Annotated in this window: 17 protein-coding genes; 8 read left to right on the top strand and 9 right to left on the bottom strand. The window is 64.6% G+C overall.

The window, feature by feature from the left end:
- Positions 1 to 27: 27 nt before the first annotated feature.
- The gene (locus FJW07_RS23520; RefSeq protein ID WP_140858943.1) at positions 28 to 1,278 is read left to right on the top strand and encodes a cellulase family glycosylhydrolase; all 1,251 of its coding nucleotides are present in this window, start codon (positions 28 to 30) and stop codon (positions 1,276 to 1,278) included.
- Positions 1,279 to 1,374: 96 nt separating this feature from the next.
- Here the strand turns inward: FJW07_RS23520 and FJW07_RS23515 are convergent, their stop codons facing one another.
- The 6 genes from FJW07_RS23515 to FJW07_RS23490 form a co-directional block, all read right to left on the bottom strand.
- Positions 1,375 to 2,277, bottom strand: coding sequence for a metallophosphoesterase (locus FJW07_RS23515; protein WP_140654914.1), 903 nt, complete (start codon positions 2,275 to 2,277; stop codon positions 1,375 to 1,377).
- Positions 2,278 to 2,410: 133 nt separating this feature from the next.
- Positions 2,411 to 3,448 (bottom strand): Holliday junction branch migration DNA helicase RuvB, encoded by a 1,038-nt coding sequence (gene ruvB / locus FJW07_RS23510; protein WP_140858942.1) that lies wholly within the window; start codon positions 3,446 to 3,448, stop codon positions 2,411 to 2,413.
- Between the two features lie 43 nt (positions 3,449 to 3,491).
- Positions 3,492 to 4,112 (bottom strand): Holliday junction branch migration protein RuvA, encoded by a 621-nt coding sequence (gene ruvA / locus FJW07_RS23505; protein WP_140858941.1) that lies wholly within the window; start codon positions 4,110 to 4,112, stop codon positions 3,492 to 3,494.
- 10 nt (positions 4,113 to 4,122) lie between these two features.
- Positions 4,123 to 4,632, bottom strand: a complete 510-nt coding sequence (ruvC, locus tag FJW07_RS23500) for a crossover junction endodeoxyribonuclease RuvC (RefSeq protein ID WP_140858940.1) — start codon at positions 4,630 to 4,632, stop codon at positions 4,123 to 4,125.
- A gap of 137 nt (positions 4,633 to 4,769) precedes the next feature.
- On the bottom strand, positions 4,770 to 5,834 hold the full coding sequence (locus FJW07_RS23495; protein WP_140858939.1) for a glycosyltransferase family 2 protein: 1,065 nt from the start codon (positions 5,832 to 5,834) through the stop codon (positions 4,770 to 4,772).
- Between the two features lie 310 nt (positions 5,835 to 6,144).
- Positions 6,145 to 6,675 (bottom strand): DUF1465 family protein, encoded by a 531-nt coding sequence (locus FJW07_RS23490; RefSeq protein ID WP_140654898.1) that lies wholly within the window; start codon positions 6,673 to 6,675, stop codon positions 6,145 to 6,147.
- A 561-nt stretch (positions 6,676 to 7,236) separates the two neighbouring features.
- On the opposite strand from FJW07_RS23490, the gene FJW07_RS23485 reads away from it, so the two are divergent.
- Positions 7,237 to 7,788, top strand: a complete 552-nt coding sequence (locus FJW07_RS23485; RefSeq protein WP_140858938.1) for a DUF2269 family protein — start codon at positions 7,237 to 7,239, stop codon at positions 7,786 to 7,788.
- Between the two features lie 31 nt (positions 7,789 to 7,819).
- Here the strand turns inward: FJW07_RS23485 and FJW07_RS23480 are convergent, their stop codons facing one another.
- Positions 7,820 to 8,590: a sulfite exporter TauE/SafE family protein gene (locus tag FJW07_RS23480; protein WP_140859022.1), complete on the bottom strand. Its 771-nt coding sequence runs from the start codon at positions 8,588 to 8,590 to the stop codon at positions 7,820 to 7,822.
- A gap of 163 nt (positions 8,591 to 8,753) precedes the next feature.
- On the opposite strand from FJW07_RS23480, the gene FJW07_RS23475 reads away from it, so the two are divergent.
- Positions 8,754 to 9,212 (top strand): GNAT family N-acetyltransferase, encoded by a 459-nt coding sequence (locus FJW07_RS23475; protein WP_140859021.1) that lies wholly within the window; start codon positions 8,754 to 8,756, stop codon positions 9,210 to 9,212.
- A 35-nt stretch (positions 9,213 to 9,247) separates the two neighbouring features.
- On the opposite strand, the gene FJW07_RS23470 is transcribed toward FJW07_RS23475, so the two are convergent.
- Positions 9,248 to 9,646 (bottom strand): GFA family protein, encoded by a 399-nt coding sequence (locus tag FJW07_RS23470; protein ID WP_140654892.1) that lies wholly within the window; start codon positions 9,644 to 9,646, stop codon positions 9,248 to 9,250.
- Positions 9,647 to 9,792: 146 nt separating this feature from the next.
- Positions 9,793 to 10,521, bottom strand: a complete 729-nt coding sequence (locus tag FJW07_RS23465) for a class I SAM-dependent methyltransferase (RefSeq protein ID WP_140858937.1) — start codon at positions 10,519 to 10,521, stop codon at positions 9,793 to 9,795.
- Positions 10,522 to 10,732: 211 nt separating this feature from the next.
- Between FJW07_RS23465 and FJW07_RS23460 the strand changes: the two genes are divergently transcribed.
- The 5 genes from FJW07_RS23460 to FJW07_RS23440 all read left to right on the top strand — a co-directional run bounded on the left by FJW07_RS23460 (position 10,733) and on the right by FJW07_RS23440 (position 14,919).
- Positions 10,733 to 11,380 carry a thiamine phosphate synthase gene (locus FJW07_RS23460; protein ID WP_140858936.1) on the top strand — a complete coding sequence of 216 codons (648 nt, stop codon included), beginning with the start codon at positions 10,733 to 10,735 and terminating at the stop codon, positions 11,378 to 11,380.
- Position 11,381: 1 nt separating this feature from the next.
- On the top strand, positions 11,382 to 12,500 hold the full coding sequence (locus tag FJW07_RS23455; protein WP_246680853.1) for a tetratricopeptide repeat protein: 1,119 nt from the start codon (positions 11,382 to 11,384) through the stop codon (positions 12,498 to 12,500).
- A gap of 143 nt (positions 12,501 to 12,643) precedes the next feature.
- The gene (gene efp / locus FJW07_RS23450) at positions 12,644 to 13,210 is read left to right on the top strand and encodes an elongation factor P (protein WP_140645868.1); all 567 of its coding nucleotides are present in this window, start codon (positions 12,644 to 12,646) and stop codon (positions 13,208 to 13,210) included.
- Positions 13,211 to 13,233: 23 nt separating this feature from the next.
- Positions 13,234 to 14,034: an inositol monophosphatase family protein gene (locus FJW07_RS23445; protein ID WP_140645869.1), complete on the top strand. Its 801-nt coding sequence runs from the start codon at positions 13,234 to 13,236 to the stop codon at positions 14,032 to 14,034.
- Positions 14,035 to 14,226: 192 nt separating this feature from the next.
- Positions 14,227 to 14,919 (top strand): hemolysin III family protein, encoded by a 693-nt coding sequence (locus FJW07_RS23440; RefSeq protein ID WP_140782974.1) that lies wholly within the window; start codon positions 14,227 to 14,229, stop codon positions 14,917 to 14,919.
- Positions 14,920 to 15,011 lie beyond the last annotated feature (92 nt).

Raw genomic sequence — 15,011 nt, 5'->3', positions numbered from 1 at the left:
CACGCACTGTTTTCGCGCGCAAACGGGATGGCATTGTTGGGCACGATGATCAAGACCTTGATGGCGGCGCTGCTTGCGTTTGCCGCTTTGGCGTTGCCCGCCGGAGCGGCGACGTTCTCGATGAAACGCGGCCTCAATCTCGACCAGTGGGTGACCTGGCCGAACGAGGACAGATGGGGCGACCGCCAGACGATCCTGCCCTATCCGGAATGGCGCAAATTCCTCAACGAGGACGACCTCAAGGCGCTCAAGGATGCAGGCTTCGACTTCCTGCGCATGCCGGTCGATCCCGCGCCCTTTCTCTCGGATCAGACCGCGGCCCTTCGCGACGACCTCTATGGCAGCGTGCTGGACTCGGCGCGCATGGTCAACCGCGCCGGCCTCAAGGTGATCGTCGACCTGCATCTGATCCCCGCCGGCGGCAATCGCAAGATCGGCATGAGCGACGTCATGCACGATCCGGCCGTCTTCGATGCCTATACCGAGCTGGTGCGCAAGATGGCGCGGACGCTGGCCAAGGAGGATCCGAAGCTTGTCGCGCTGGAATTGATGAACGAGCCGCTGGTCGATTGCGACGCGAGCGGCACCAATCTTTGGCCCGACCTGCAGAAGCGCTTGTTCGCCGCCGCGCGCGCCGCAGCCACCCGGCTCACGCTGGTGCTGAGCGGCGGCTGCTATTCGAACGCGGAGTCGCTGGCCAAAATCGATCCCAGGACGATCGCCGATGACAACGTCATCTGGACCTTCCACTCCTACGATCCGTTTCTTCTGACGCATCAGGGCGCAAGCTGGGCCGGCGACTTCATCCCCTATGTCACCGGCCTGCCCTACCCGCTGACGGCCGTTCCGAAGGCGCAGCTGGACATGGCGCTGGACACGATCCGCGACCGGATCAAGGCCGAGGCGCCTTGGGCGCGGCGGAGCGGCCTGCTCGCCTATCTCGACGAGCAGGTGGCGACGATGGACAGCCCCGAAAAGCTGCTTGGCCTGATGGATGCGCCGTTCGCGACGGTCGACGCCTGGGCGACGGCAAACGGCGTCAAGCCGCGGGACATCACGCTCGGCGAATTCGGCATGATCCGCCAGGAATACGGCAACGGCTTCGTCATGCCGGCCGCCTACCGCGCGGCCTATGTGCGCGACATGATTGCCCGCGCCGAGGCGCACGGCTTTTCCTGGTCGGTGTGGAGCTATGGCGGCGCCTTCGGCGTCGTCGACGCGTTCGACGGCGAGAAGGCGGAGCCGGACGTGATGAACGCCATCCGAGCGCTTCGGTAAGCTGAGCTAAAGCGCGTCGCGCTGAAGCGGATTCAGGCGACGCGCTTTAAGCCGTTGTTTTCATGCATACCGCTGCACACTTTTGCGCGACATGCATTAGCCGAGATCGATCTGCAGGATCTCCGGCCGCACTCCGAAACGTATCGGCGCGATGCTGAAGCCCAGTCCGCCCGAGACAATCAGGTTGCGATCGTTCTCGACGACATGGCCGTAGGCGTAACGGTTGCCGTAGGCGGAAGGCACCACCGGCGAATAGCCGAACAGCCGCACCTGTCCGCCATGCGTATGACCGGACAGCGTCAGCGAAACCCTCCAGGGCACTTTCGGAAAAATATCCGGCTCATGCGCGAGCAGGATGATGGGAGCAGTGTCGCCAACCTTGGCCAGCGTGCCGGGAAGATCGTCGAGACCGGTGAGCCCCCTGCGGCCCTTGGCCTTGTCCGGCAACAGGGCGATCTGGTCGGCCAGGCCGGCTATCCAGAAGCCCTGCCCGTCCTTTTCCAGGCGTACGACGTCGTTCTCCAGCACCGGAATGCCGACGGCCTCCAGCGCCTTTCGCGAAATCGTCGGCCCTGCCCCGGCCGCTTGCGCCGAGCGATCATCCCACCAGTCGTGATTGCCGAGGATAGACCACACGCCGAGCGGCGCCTTGAGCCCGGCCAGCGCGGGCGCCCATTCCGACGCGTTTACCCAGCCGGTCACCAGCCGGGTCCCGGCGGGGTAGTCGCCCAGCATGACGATGACGTCCGGCTGCAGCGCATTGGCCTCTTCGGCAAGTGCTGCGATCCGTTCCGGCGTCATCCAGGGCCGGCAGGCATGGATGTCGGCCAGCGCCACGACGCGCAACTTGAGTCCGGCCGGCCAGTGCGGCGGCGTCAGCGTGTAGCGCTTCACATGGGTCAGCAGCATCGGCTCGATGCCGACGGCATAAGCGCCAAGCGACACCAGGCTGAAGGCCGAGCCGCCGACAAGGCGCAGGAAACCACGTCTGGTGATCATGGATCGGCCCAAGCCCCTTGGGATTCTATCAGGAAGCTGCCTTAAAGGGGGCAATTACGCCCTCAGCTAGGCCGAGGCGAGCAGATTCTGCGCAGACGGGCCGTTACGCGGCCAAACGGCGAACAAATATGCGTTACTCTTCCTGGAACAGGCTGATCTGCTGCTGGACGATATCCTTCGGCGGGTCGAGCCGGAGATGGCGCCAGGCATTGGCGGTCAGAACGCGGCCGCGCGGCGTGCGCTGGATGAAGCCCTGCTGGATCAGATAGGGCTCGATGATGTCCTCGATCGCGTCTCGCGGCTCGGAGAGCCCGGCCGCGATCGTCTCGATGCCGACCGGCCCGCCGCCGAAATTGCGCGCGATCATCGACAGATAGCGGCGGTCGAGCGCGTCGAGGCCGAGCGCGTCGACCTCCAGCCTTGTCAGCGCCTCGTCGGCGATCTTCCTGTCGACGTGGCCGTCCCCCGCGACGCTGGCGAAATCGCGCACTCGGCGCAGCAGCCGGCCGGCGATGCGCGGCGTGCCGCGCGCGCGGCGCGCGATCTCCAGCGCGCCATCGTCGCCAAGCGGCATCGACAGGATGCGGGCGCCGCGCCGCACGATCTGCTCCAGCTCCTCGACCGTATAGAAATTGAGCCGGACGGGAATGCCGAAACGATCGCGCAGCGGATTGGTCAGGAGCCCAAGCCGGGTCGTCGCCGCGACCAGCGTGAAACGGGCGAGGTCGATCTTGACCGAGCGCGCCGCCGGCCCCTCGCCGATGATCAGGTCGAGCTGGAAATCCTCCATCGCCGGATAGAGGATTTCCTCGACCGCCGGATTGAGCCGATGGATCTCGTCGATGAAGAGCACGTCGCGCTCCTCCAGATTGGTGAGCAGCGCCGCCAGATCGCCCGCCTTGGCGATAACCGGACCCGAGGTCGAGCGGAAATTGACGCCGAGCTCGCGCGCCATGATCTGCGCCAGCGTCGTCTTGCCGAGCCCCGGCGGACCGACGAACAGCACATGGTCGAGCGCCTCGCCGCGGCCCTTGGCGGCATCGACGAAGACCTTGAGATTGGCGCGCACCGCCGCCTGGCCGACGAACTCGTCGAGCGACTGCGGCCGCAAGGTCTGGTCGGCATCCTCACCGCGCTTGTCGGGGGCAATGAGGCGGGGCGAAAGGCTCATGCCGCCTTCCTTGCATAGGACCGACAACGGAACAAGCGCCGCCTCACCGCGCCAGTTCCTTAAGGCCGAAGCGGATCAGCTTGGATGCATCCGCGCCCTCGCCGGCCGATTTCAGCGCTGCCGCAACCGCGTTCGCCGCGATGTCGCGCGAATAGCCGAGATTGACCAGCGCGGAGACCGCATCTGTAATCGGTGCCGCCGCGACGCCTTCGCCGAGCTCCTGCTTGAGGCCGATCGTGCCGCTGGCCGCGCCCGCATAGGCAGGCGCCTTGGTGCGCAATTCGGTGACGATGCGCTCCGCCACCTTCTTGCCGACGCCTGGCGCCCTGGAGACCATGGCGATGTCGCGCAGCGCGATCGCATTGGCGAGGTCGGCCGGCGCCAGCGTCGACAGGATGGCCAGCGCCACCTTGGCACCGACGCCCTGCACATTGTTCATCAAAAGCCGGAACCACTCGCGCTCCAGCGCCGACTGAAAGCCGTAGAGCCGGATCATGTCCTCGCGCACATAGGTCTCGATGAACAGCACCACCGCCTCGCCCGGCGACGGCAGCGACGCCAGCGTGCGCGCCGAGCAATGCGCGACATAGCCGACGCCGTGCACGTCGACGAGGCAGGAGTCCTCGTCGATCTCGTCCAGCGTGCCCTTGAGCTTGCCGATCATGATTGTCCCCTCACGCCAGCGCTGCCATCCGGTAGGCGACGCTTTGGCGGTGATGCGCATGGCAGATGGCGATGGCCAAAGCGTCGGCAGCATCGTCGGTATCGAAGATCGCCTTCGGCATCAGCACCTTGACCATCATATGGATTTGCTTCTTCTCGCCGTGGCCGACGCCGATAACCGCCTTCTTGACCGCATTGGGGGCATATTCGGCGACCACCAGCCCGGCACGCGCCGGCACCAGCATGGCAATACCGCGCGCCTGGCCGAGCTTCAGCGTCGCCGTGGCATCCTTGTTGACGAAAGTCTGCTCGACCGCTGCCTCATGCGGCATGGCTTGGTGCAGCACCTCGGCCAAACCGTCATGCAACTGGCAGAGTCTTGTCGCCAACGACTCCTTTTCGTCGGACCGCACCGTGCCGGACGCGACGAAGCGCAGCGAATTGCCCACGCTGTCGACAATACCCCAACCGGTGCGCCTCAGCCCCGGATCGATGCCGATGATGCGAATCGCTTCCCCCATGCGCCAAGTCTAGCCGTGGCGGCAAGCGATGCCAGCGAAATGTGAACAAACCAGAAACAATCGCGATCTTAAGAACGCATTCGAAATCCCATCAAGCTGGCGTTCACGGGCTGGCAGGCCCGAAATCCGGATCTAATTTAGTTCGTCACGCGACGGATGGTTTTCGACAGCCGCGTGAGAAATGCCGGCCTCGACGACGCGACAAGCTTCCATGCCAGGACTGCATTTCCCATGCGCCGCGGCAGGAGCCCAATGCAGAGGAACCAGGCTGCCAGCGCAGCCCGCCGCCGCCAGGATGCGTTCATTTCCAGACTGGCGGCGGCGCCCGCTTTCGCCAGTCCCAGCCGGGAGTCGGTCGCGACCGGATGCCGGGGCTCGTCGACGCAAAGCGAGGCCAGTCGCTCTTCCAGATGAACCGGATCGCGAAGGCCGGCATCCGGCGGTACGGTCAGACCGATCTCGGCCGCCCGGTCGGACAAGGCTTCAAGGCGCCGGAAGTCATGCGCCACGCGCCAGCGCGCCCGCTCGGCAAGCTTTTCGGCAAAGACCGAATGGTTGGAACCGTGGATGCGGTAGGCGCCAAGGCAGGTGTCGATGGATTTCACCTCCCCGTGCAGCGGCGCGAGCGTCGCGAGATAGCCATCGGCGCCTTGCCGGAAATCGCTTTCGGGCATGGGCATTATCGGGTCCAGCGCCTCGCGGTCGAACGCCAGCCCGCTCGTCACCGTCGTACGGTAGCGCCCCTTTCGCAACAATTCCGGGACGACGTCGCCCGAGTCGAACGGCTGTTCCGGGGGTGGAAAGACATCCTTGATACGTTGGTCCTCATCGACGAGGTGCAATCTGAATTGCGCCTGGGCGACATCCGCGTCCCACTCGTCCAGGACCTCGGAGACGGCGTTCGGATAGAGATAATCGTCGGCGTCGAGGAAAAGAACGATCTCCCCGGTGCTCGCCTCGAACCCCGTATTGAAAGCAGCGGCATGTCCGCCATTCCTGCGCCTGAGGCACGAACGGATCTTGTCGCCGTAGGATTCGATGACGGCCACCGACGCGTCCGTCGATGCGTCGTCGACGACCACGACCTCGACATTTCGGTGGTCCTGCTCCAACGCACTGTCGATGGCGCGTCCAAGAAACTGTTCGTAGTTATAATTGGGGATGATGATCGATACCGGGATGCGGTCCAATGGCGAATGCACGGGATCAAGCCTCGCAATCTGCTTTGGTCACAGTGACGGTGATTTTCTTGCAAAACCGGCTCGGGTCGACCCGGCTGCGGCGAACGGCTCCAACTAGGGGCCCATCGCTTCGAGACAAGGGCGATATTTCTCGCGAAGGCCGGCATGGCCTTCGATGCAACGACGGTTACCGTAGTACCGAAGAGCAGTCGGGGTCGCAGGCGCTCGACTTGCGGCCACGATCGCGGCTCGCCAGATCGCGCCTCGATTGAACGATGTGGGTTCCCGCTTCCCGCGCGCCGCTATCGCGGCGTTTGTTGCAAACGCGATTTCAGCCGCGCGCGAAAGCCGTATTCAAGAGACTGATCTGGTCGGAAACCGGGTTGGCCCGCCGGCTGGGGGCGTGCGTCTCGTTGATGACGCCGCCATAGATTTCCTCGTCCATGCGCCGCACCAGCGCCTGCAGGCGCAGCGAGCGCGTCACGAGGTCCAGAAAATCCTTGGGCAGCTCTTTCCAGCCGAGCGCCTCGTCATGCGCAGAGGCGGTGTCGAGCCGCACCTTGGATTTCTCCGAGGCCACCTGGTCGCGCGTCATCTCGCCGGAATTCGCCGCCCGCTGCAAAAGCAGCCACGAGGCGACCTGCATGAGCCTTGTGGTCAGCCGCATCGACTCGGCCGCATAGAGCGTCGCCGCCGTGCGCGACAATTTCTTGGCTTCGAGCCTGCCCTTGCCGTCGAGATATTCGGCGGCCTGCTCGACCAGCCCCATGCCTTCCTGGTAGAGCGGCTTGAAGGATTGGGAGAAAACCCGGCGCTCCGCCAATTTGATGGTTTTCGCGCTGCCCTTCGAAGGCTCGTTCATCGATACGCCCCTGCACTGCCGTCGGCCGATTCGGCAATCCTTGCCGACGCGGCCCGCACCCTAAATGACTGAGGCTTGAAAATGCGCTTCGATGCCCATGAAGGCAAGCGCATGTTTAACAAACGGTTAACGCCGGCCTCGTTCCAGCCATCCGCAAAGCGGATGGCACCGGCTTGCCGCCCGCGGACAAAAAAAGAGCCGCGGATAAGGCGGCTCTCAGGAGTTTAACAGGGAGGCGTCAAACAAAGTGGCTCCAACCACTCGGTAAGAATCCAGCAAAACTGGATGCGCATAGTAAACGCCCGTAAAGCTTAATGAACCCTTAACACGGCGACGATTTTTTAAGCGACCGCGCTTTTCTGTGCCGGAACAGGACAGCCGGCCTCGCCGCGCGGGATCGCCCGAAAACCGGATTTCGGATGCTGTCATCGCGGCCTTCGAAACATGTTGGCTGCCGCCGCGACATCGTTCCGAAACACGCGCCACGCAAAAGCCCGCTCCTCTGAAGCGGCGCGCAAATCCGCGCCGCTCGAAATCATGCGGGATATCCGGGAGCAGATCATGGATTGGTATTCGATCGTCAAATTCCTTCACATCGTTTCGGCCGTTTTGTGGGTCGGCGGCGGCTTCGTGCTGTTCCTGCTCGGCGTGCTGGCCGAGCGTGCCGGCAACATCGAGGACAAGCTGCAGGCTATGCGCGCCAGCGGGCAGCTCGGCGGCAGGTTCTTCGCGCCGATGTCGATGCTGACGCTGGTCTTTGGCCTCATCATGTGCGGCTTCTGGGTCGGCTTTACCGACCTGTGGATCGCCATCGGCCTCGTCGGCTATGCCACGACCTTCTCGATCGGCATGCTCGTCTTCAAGCCGACCGGCGAGCGCATGGGTGTCATGATCGCCGAGCAGGGCGTGACGCCGGCCGTTCTTGCCATCGGCCAGCGCATGATGAACTGGGCGCGCCTCGATTATGCGGTGATGCTGGTGATCATCGCCGACATGGTGCTGAAGCCCACTTTGCACGACATCGGCATTCTTGCCGGCATGGTCATGGTGGTTGCGCTGGGCGCCGCGCTCGCCTTCGGCGGTAGCCGCCAGATGGTGCCGAGCGCCGCCTGAATGCTCGTGGTGAGGTGGCCTGATAGCCACCTCACCACAAGCCGGCGATACCATCCCACAGCAACTTGACGGCGACCACCGCGACGGTGGCGTAGGTGAACGGGTAGAAGATCTCCGGCCGCATGCGACGCACCAGCCACGCCCCGGCGATGGTGGAGAGCGGCGCCAGGGGCATCAGCACCGCCGACGCTGTAAGGTTGGTGGTGTCGAACTGGCCGAGCGCGAAATAGGGGATGAGCTTCAGCGCGTTGGTGGCGGCAAAGAAGATCGCCGCCGTGCCCGACAGCACTTTCGGGTCGAGCCGGATCGGCAGCGCATAGACCTGGAAGGGCGGGCCGCCGACATGGGCGACGAAGCTGGTGAAACCGGCGACCGTGCCCCAGAAGGCGGCGGCAATGCGGTTCGGTTCCGCCGCATGGTCGGCACCATGGCGGAACTGCAGGTAGATCCAGCGCAGCACGAACACCAGCGCGACCGCGCCGACGATCAGCCGCACCATCTCCTCGGTGACCAAAGCCGCTGTCAGCCAGCCGAGCCCGATGCCGATGACGGCGCCAGGCATCATGTCGACCAGCATCTTGCGGTCGTAGACACCCCACCAGGTCCACACGGAAACCACATCCATCAGGCACAGGATCGGCAGCAGGATGGCGGCCGCCTGAACCGGCGGGATGGCCAGCGCCATCAGCGGCACGCCGACGAAACCGACGGCGCCGCCGAAGCCGCCTTTCGACAGGCCGACAAGGATCACCGCCGGAATGGCGGCGGCATAGAACCACGGGTCGCTGAGCAGGCCTGACATCGGCAAGGGAAGGTTGGAGAAGGCGGGAATTCAGCCATAGCGCAGAACAGCGCCGCCCGGATAGTCATTAATGCCGGCATCCGCTATTGCCGGCCTGATATCGACGACCTGCCGCACGGCCAAGGTTCGTCGTTCGGCCGGCTCGCTGTCTCGAGGTATGGAAATGAGCGCCATCAGCATTCGCAAGGCGCGCGAAGCGGACGTCGTGGCGATCGTCGCGATGCTTGCCGACGACGCGCTCGGTCAGACCCGCGAAGACGCCGGCCTGCCGCTGTCGCGGGCCTATCTGGACGCCTTCGCGGCGATAGACGGCGATCCGAACCAGTTCCTCGCGGTGATGACCGACGGCGACGATGTCATCGGCACGCTGCAGATCACCTTTATCGCCGGACTGTCGCTGCGCGGTGCCCGGCGCGGCCTGATCGAGGCGGTGCGCGTCGCGGCGGAGCGGCGCGGCGAGGGCTTGGGACAGCGCCTCTTCGAATGGGCGATCGACAAATGCCGCGAGCGAGGCTGCCGCGTCGTCCAGCTGACGACCAACAAGAGCCGGCTCGACGCGCAACGCTTCTATGAGCGCCTGGGCTTCAAGGCCAGCCATATCGGCTACAAGCTGGAGCTTTAGCGCGGCTCAGCGTTTCACGGAAGCGCCGGCCCCCTCTAGCCTTTCGTATAGTCAGGCCCAAAACGCGTCGGCAGGCCGTCGGCGAGTTTCAACCAAGGGAGCTTTTCCTCGAAAGCGACATGTAGCGTAGGCACAAATTTTTCCGGCTCCGCCATCGCCGCCGCAAAGAAATGCATGACACCAGACATGTTCTTTGAGCGGAAGGAAAGCGGCGAGCCACAGTGATCGCAAAATGTTCTTTCCACGCCGGGAGAAGAGTTGAATACCTTCGGTGGCTTGCCCAGCCATCGCCATTGGCCGTCCAGGACGCCAATGTAGGCGGTCATCGGCGCAGAACATTGCCGCCGACAACTTTCACAATGACAAACCACGCAGGCCTGTGCCGAGCCATCGACTTCAAAGGCAACAGCGCCACATAAGCAATGGCCACGCATGCGAAACCTCCTTGAGGCAGCGAGCACAGCTTAGTGCCGGGGGCGTGCGGGAGTCGCCAAGGAATGCGCCGAACTTGCGCCAGATCCCGACATCCGGCGCTGGCGAATGTGGCCGCGTGCGCGAGGTTAGCTTCAAGCTGAGTTCATCACCGCCGCGCCTGGACCAGCAGGAACATCGGCCGCTCGAGTTCTTCGGCCAGTTCCGGCCGGGCGGCGATCTGCTCGTCCGACGGGCAAAATTCCTCGACATGCCCGATGCTGAATCCGGCCTGGATCAGCAAATTGAGCGTCGTGCCGATGGTGCGGTGGTGCTTGACCACGCCCTTGGTGAACCAGTCTGTGGCGCGCGGTCCCTCGACCAGATACCGGTAGACCGGCCATGTCTTCCTGCCCGCGGCATCGACGGACCAGCCCGGGTTGGTCGGCGCCATGTAGATCGGATGTTCCGTCGAGAGGACGAAGGTTCCGCCGGGAACCAGGGCCTGGTGGACGGTCGCGAACAAGCCCGCGGCATCGCCGACATAATGCAAGGCAAGCGAGCTGTAGGCGAGGTCGAAACGGGCTTTTGGCAGACTGAGCTCGTCGAGGTCGGCGCGCCGATAGGTGACGGCATCGTCAGAGCCGGCGGCGCGTGCCCGCGCAAGCATCTTTTCCGACAGGTCGAGGCCGAGGACCTCGCTCGCGCCATGCGAGCGCGCCCAGCGGCAGAACCAGCCGAACCCGCAACCGAGATCGACGATGCTCAAGCCGTGGACGTCGGGCAACATGGCGCGCAGCGCCGGCCATTCGGGCGCGCCGTCCAGGCCCTCGACCGAGCGGCCGAGACGGCTGTAGCCGTCGAAGAAATCCGGACGGTCGTAGATGTTTTGCGCCATGTGCCTGTCCTGCTTTTTGCCTGCATATCTAGCGGATCTCCCCGCGGCTTCCAACGCCATCCTCGGAACCCGAATGGGCGACGCAAGCCACAGCGGTGGTTAAGCATTTTGGCCCTGGCGGCGCACGGCTGCTGTTCAAGCCGCCCCCTTTGCTCTATGCCGCAATGCAACCATCTTCGCCCGGCATAGGCGAAACCGGGATCGAAGGCCAATGAACGATTTAACTCCGCCCAACCGCTGCCGCATCGTGCTGATCGCGCCACCGCTCGTGCCTGCCGAGCAGATCTGCGCGGCGTTCGAGGGAGGCGACGTCGCCTCGCTGATCCTGCCCGACAACGGCATGGACGATGCCTCCTTCCAGGCCTTCGCCGAAAGGATCGTGCCGATCGCTCAAAGTGCCGGCGTCGCTGTCATCATCGCCGGCGACAGCCGCATCGCCGGGCGCGTCCAGGCCGACGGCATCCATGTCGAAGTGAAGTCGGCGGAACTGGCCGAGACGATCGAGCGCCTGGCCGGCAAGATGATGGTCGGCGTCGGCGGCGCCAAGACGCGCGACGAGGCGCTGGAGCTCGGCGAGGAGCGGCCCGACTATATGTTCTTCGGCCGTTTCGGCTATGACAACAAGCCGGAGCCGCACCACCGCAACCTCACCCTCGGCAAATGGTGGGCGGAGATGATTTCGATCCCCTGCGTCGTCATGGCCGGCTCCGAGCTTGCTTCCGTCGAGACGGTGGCCGCGACTGGCGCCGAGTTCGTGGCGCTGTCCAGCGCCGTCTTTGCCGACGGGCGCGACCCGCGGGCGGCGATTGCCGCCGCCAACGCGCTGCTCGATGAAACCGCGCCGCGTTTCGAGGACTGACATGCGCCTGCGTGTCCTTTCTCTGGTTGTCCTGGCCGGCTTGTTTGCGCAGGCGGCGATGGCGGCTGAGACCATCCCACTGCCACAGCAGCGGCCGGATGCCGGCACTCCGGACTCCGGCACACCGAATACGGCCACACCGAACGCGGCAACGCCGGATGCCGGCGAGCCGGATGCGAGCAGGTTCGGCACCGCCACGCACATCGACAAGCCGATCCAAAACACCTTGCCGCAACCGGCCACCATGACGCCGCCATCGGCCGACGCCGTCAATCCCGACCGTTTCGGCGCCAAGCAGCCGGACGCCGCCTACGGCGCCTTCCAGCGCGGGCTGTACAAGACCGCCTACAACCTCGCCATGGACCGGGCCAAGAACGGCGATCCGGCGGCCGAGACGCTGGTGGCCGAAATCCTGTCGCGCGGACTGGGCGTACCGCTCAATCCGGCCGAGGCCGGCAAATGGTATGCGCTGGCCGCCGAACAGGGCGTGCCGGAGGCACAGTTCCAATATGCACTGATGCTGCTCGACGGCCGTTATGTGAAGAAGGACGAAAAGGGCGCCTTCGCGCTGATGCAGGCCTCGGCCGAGGCCGGCAACCGGCTTGCGCAGTTCAATTTCGCCCAGTTGCTCGTCCAGCAGGATCCGGGCGATGACGGCCTGGTGAAGGCCGCCGTATATTACGAGCGCGCCGCCGCCACCGGCCTTGCCGATGCGCAATATGCGATGGCGCAACTCTACGCCAACGGCGTCGGCGGCAAGCCGCATGACGACGCCCAGGCGCGTCGTCTGCTGGCGCAGGCCGCGAGGCAGAACTACGACACCGCGCAGATCGATCTCGCCGCCTGGATGATCGAGGGACGCGGCGGCGGGCGCGACCTGAAATCGGGCTTTGCCTGGATGAAGCGGGCGGCGGAGGGCGGCAATGTCGCCGCCCAGAACCGCCTCGCCAAGCTCTATATGGGCGGCATCGGCACCGACCCGGACCTGATCCTTGCCGGCGCCTGGTACATCGTCGCCCGCCGCGCCGGCCTGATCGACCCGCGGATGGACGATTTCCTGCAGGGCCTCGACGACGACCAGACCAAGCAGGCGCTGCAAAAGGCAAATCGCCTGCGTTGACGCATGGCGCCACGGGGGCCATGTCCGGGCTCGTTTGGGTCCCCTCCCTTGCCTCCCTCCCTTGCTACTGCGTGCAATTTGTGGTCTTGGAGGCGCCAAAGCGCGACCCGCGCCAGAAAAATCTCATTCCGGATCAGTTCATCATGGCCAAGATCAGTGGCAACGAAATCCGTCCCGGCTATGTCATCGAGCACGATGGCGGGCTGTGGGTGGCGGTCAAGACCAACACCGTCAAGCCTGGCAAGGGCGGCGCCTACAATCAGGTCGAGCTGAAGAACCTGATCAACGGCACCAAGCTCAACGAGCGCTTCCGCTCGGCCGAGACCGTCGAGCAGATCCGACTCGATCTGAAGGATTTTTCGTTCCTCTACGAGCAGGGCGACGCCCTGGTCTTCATGGATACCGAAAGCTACGAGCAGCTCGAACTGGCCAAGGACTTCGTTGGCGAGCGCGCCGCCTTCCTGCAGGACGGCATGATGGTGACGGTGCAGCTTTACGAGGAGCGGCCGATCGGCATTTCGCTGCCCGACCAGGTAACGCTGACCATCACCGAGGCCGACCCGGTGGTTAGGGGCCAGACGGCTGCCTCCTCCTACAAGCCGGCGGTGCTCGAGAACGGCATCCGCGTGCTGGTGCCACCCTTCATCTCGGCCGGCGAGCGCATCATCGTCGACACCAACGAAATCACCTACATGCGCCGCGCGGATTAACGGCAAAAAAGCAGGAAGAAAAAATGGCGCGTTCCGCTCTCCTCAACGTCATGGTCCAGGCCGCGATGAAGGCCGGCCGCTCGCTGTCGCGCGACTTCGGTGAGGTGCAGAACCTGCAGGTCTCGATGAAAGGCCCGGGCGACTATGTCAGCCAGGCCGACCGCAAGGCCGAAGAGATCGTCTTCGCCGAGCTTTCCAAGGCGCGGCCGGGCTATGCGTTCCTGATGGAGGAGCGCGGCGCGGTCGAAGGCGAGGACGCCCAGCACCGCTGGATCGTCGACCCGCTCGACGGCACCACCAATTTCCTGCACGGCATTCCGGTCTTCTCGGTGTCGATCGCGCTCGAGCGCCAGGGCCAGATCGTCGCCGGCGTCGTCTACAATCCGGCGATGGACGAACTCTACACGGCCGAGCGCGGCGGCGGCGCCTTCATGAACGACCGTCGGCTGCGCGTTGCCGGGCGCTCCAAGCTGACCGACGCGGTAATCGGCTGCGGCGTACCGCATCTCGGCCGCGGCCAGCACGGCAATTTCCTGATCGAACTGCGCAACGTCATGGCCGAAGTCTCCGGCGTACGCCGCCTTGGCTCCGCCGCGCTCGATCTCGCCTATGTCGCGGCCGGCCGCATGGACGGCTTCTGGGAAACCGGCCTGTCGTCCTGGGACATCGCCGCGGGCATCCTTCTGGTGCGCGAAGCCGGCGGCTTCGTCTCCGATATGGATGGCGGACAGGACATGCTGGACAGCGGCGAGGTCGTCGCCGGCAATGAGGTCATCCAGCGCGCGCTTCTCAAGACCGTGAAGAAGCCGCTGTCGTCGCGCTGAGAGGCGGCGCGCGCGAAGCGCCCTTACTGCGAAAGTCGGAATCGATTTTCGGGAAGGATCGTGTGCAAATCAAAGTGCTGCCGTGTCCTTTGCGCGTCGAAAGGACGCGCCGCTCCGCAGTCGCAAAACCGCAACCGAAACTTGAAATACTGGTCCGCGACTGCCCAGATCAAGGGACAGCAGGACCATTTTATGAACGATGTGCGGCCAGATACCCAGCTTGACATCCCCTTTGTGGGGCGCTGGCATTATTCGCGCGCCGAGATAATCGCCGACGGCATCGTGCATGCAGTGGGCATCGTGCTGGCGATCGCTGCCGGCTCGACTTTCCTAGCGCTTGCCGCTTTTCATTCCGGTCCAGGCGAATACACCGCAGCCGTCTTTTACGTGGTGTCGCTGCTCACCGTGCTGTCCGTATCGCTGACTTACAATCTGTGGCCGGTCTCGTGGCCGGCGAAATGGATCCTGCGCCGCTTCGATCACGCCGCGATCTATCTCCTGATCGCCGCCACCTACACGCCCTTCCTCGCCCAACTCCACAACACGCCGCTGGCGCTGCCCATGATCGTCGTCGTATGGAGCGCGGCAGCGGCCGGCATCGCCATCAAGATGTTCCTGCCCGGGCGCTACGACCGGCTGGCCATCGTCTTCTATCTCGCCATCGGCTGGAGCGGCGTGGTACTCGCCGGCCCGCTGGTCGAGACGCTGCCGACGACCTCGGTCGCGCTGCTCGTCGCCGGCGGCATCGTCTATTCCTGCGGCGTCGTCTTCTTCGCCTGGAAGGGCCTGCGCTTCCACAATGCCGTCTGGCACGGCTTCGTCGTCACCGGCGCCGGCCTGCATTTGGCCGCCATGGTCGACTGCTTGGTGGTCAACCGGTTCTAGGCCTGTGGCGCCGGCCTATCGGGCCATATTGCCAAGCGCCATTCAATTTGGTCACAATTCCGTTTAGAGTCGCGGCAATTCTGCGGCGGTGG

This window comes from Mesorhizobium sp. B3-1-9 (assembly GCF_006439595.1).
Classification (GTDB): Bacteria; Pseudomonadota; Alphaproteobacteria; order Rhizobiales; family Rhizobiaceae; genus Mesorhizobium.
This window is presented reverse-complemented; position numbering and strand designations above follow the sequence as displayed.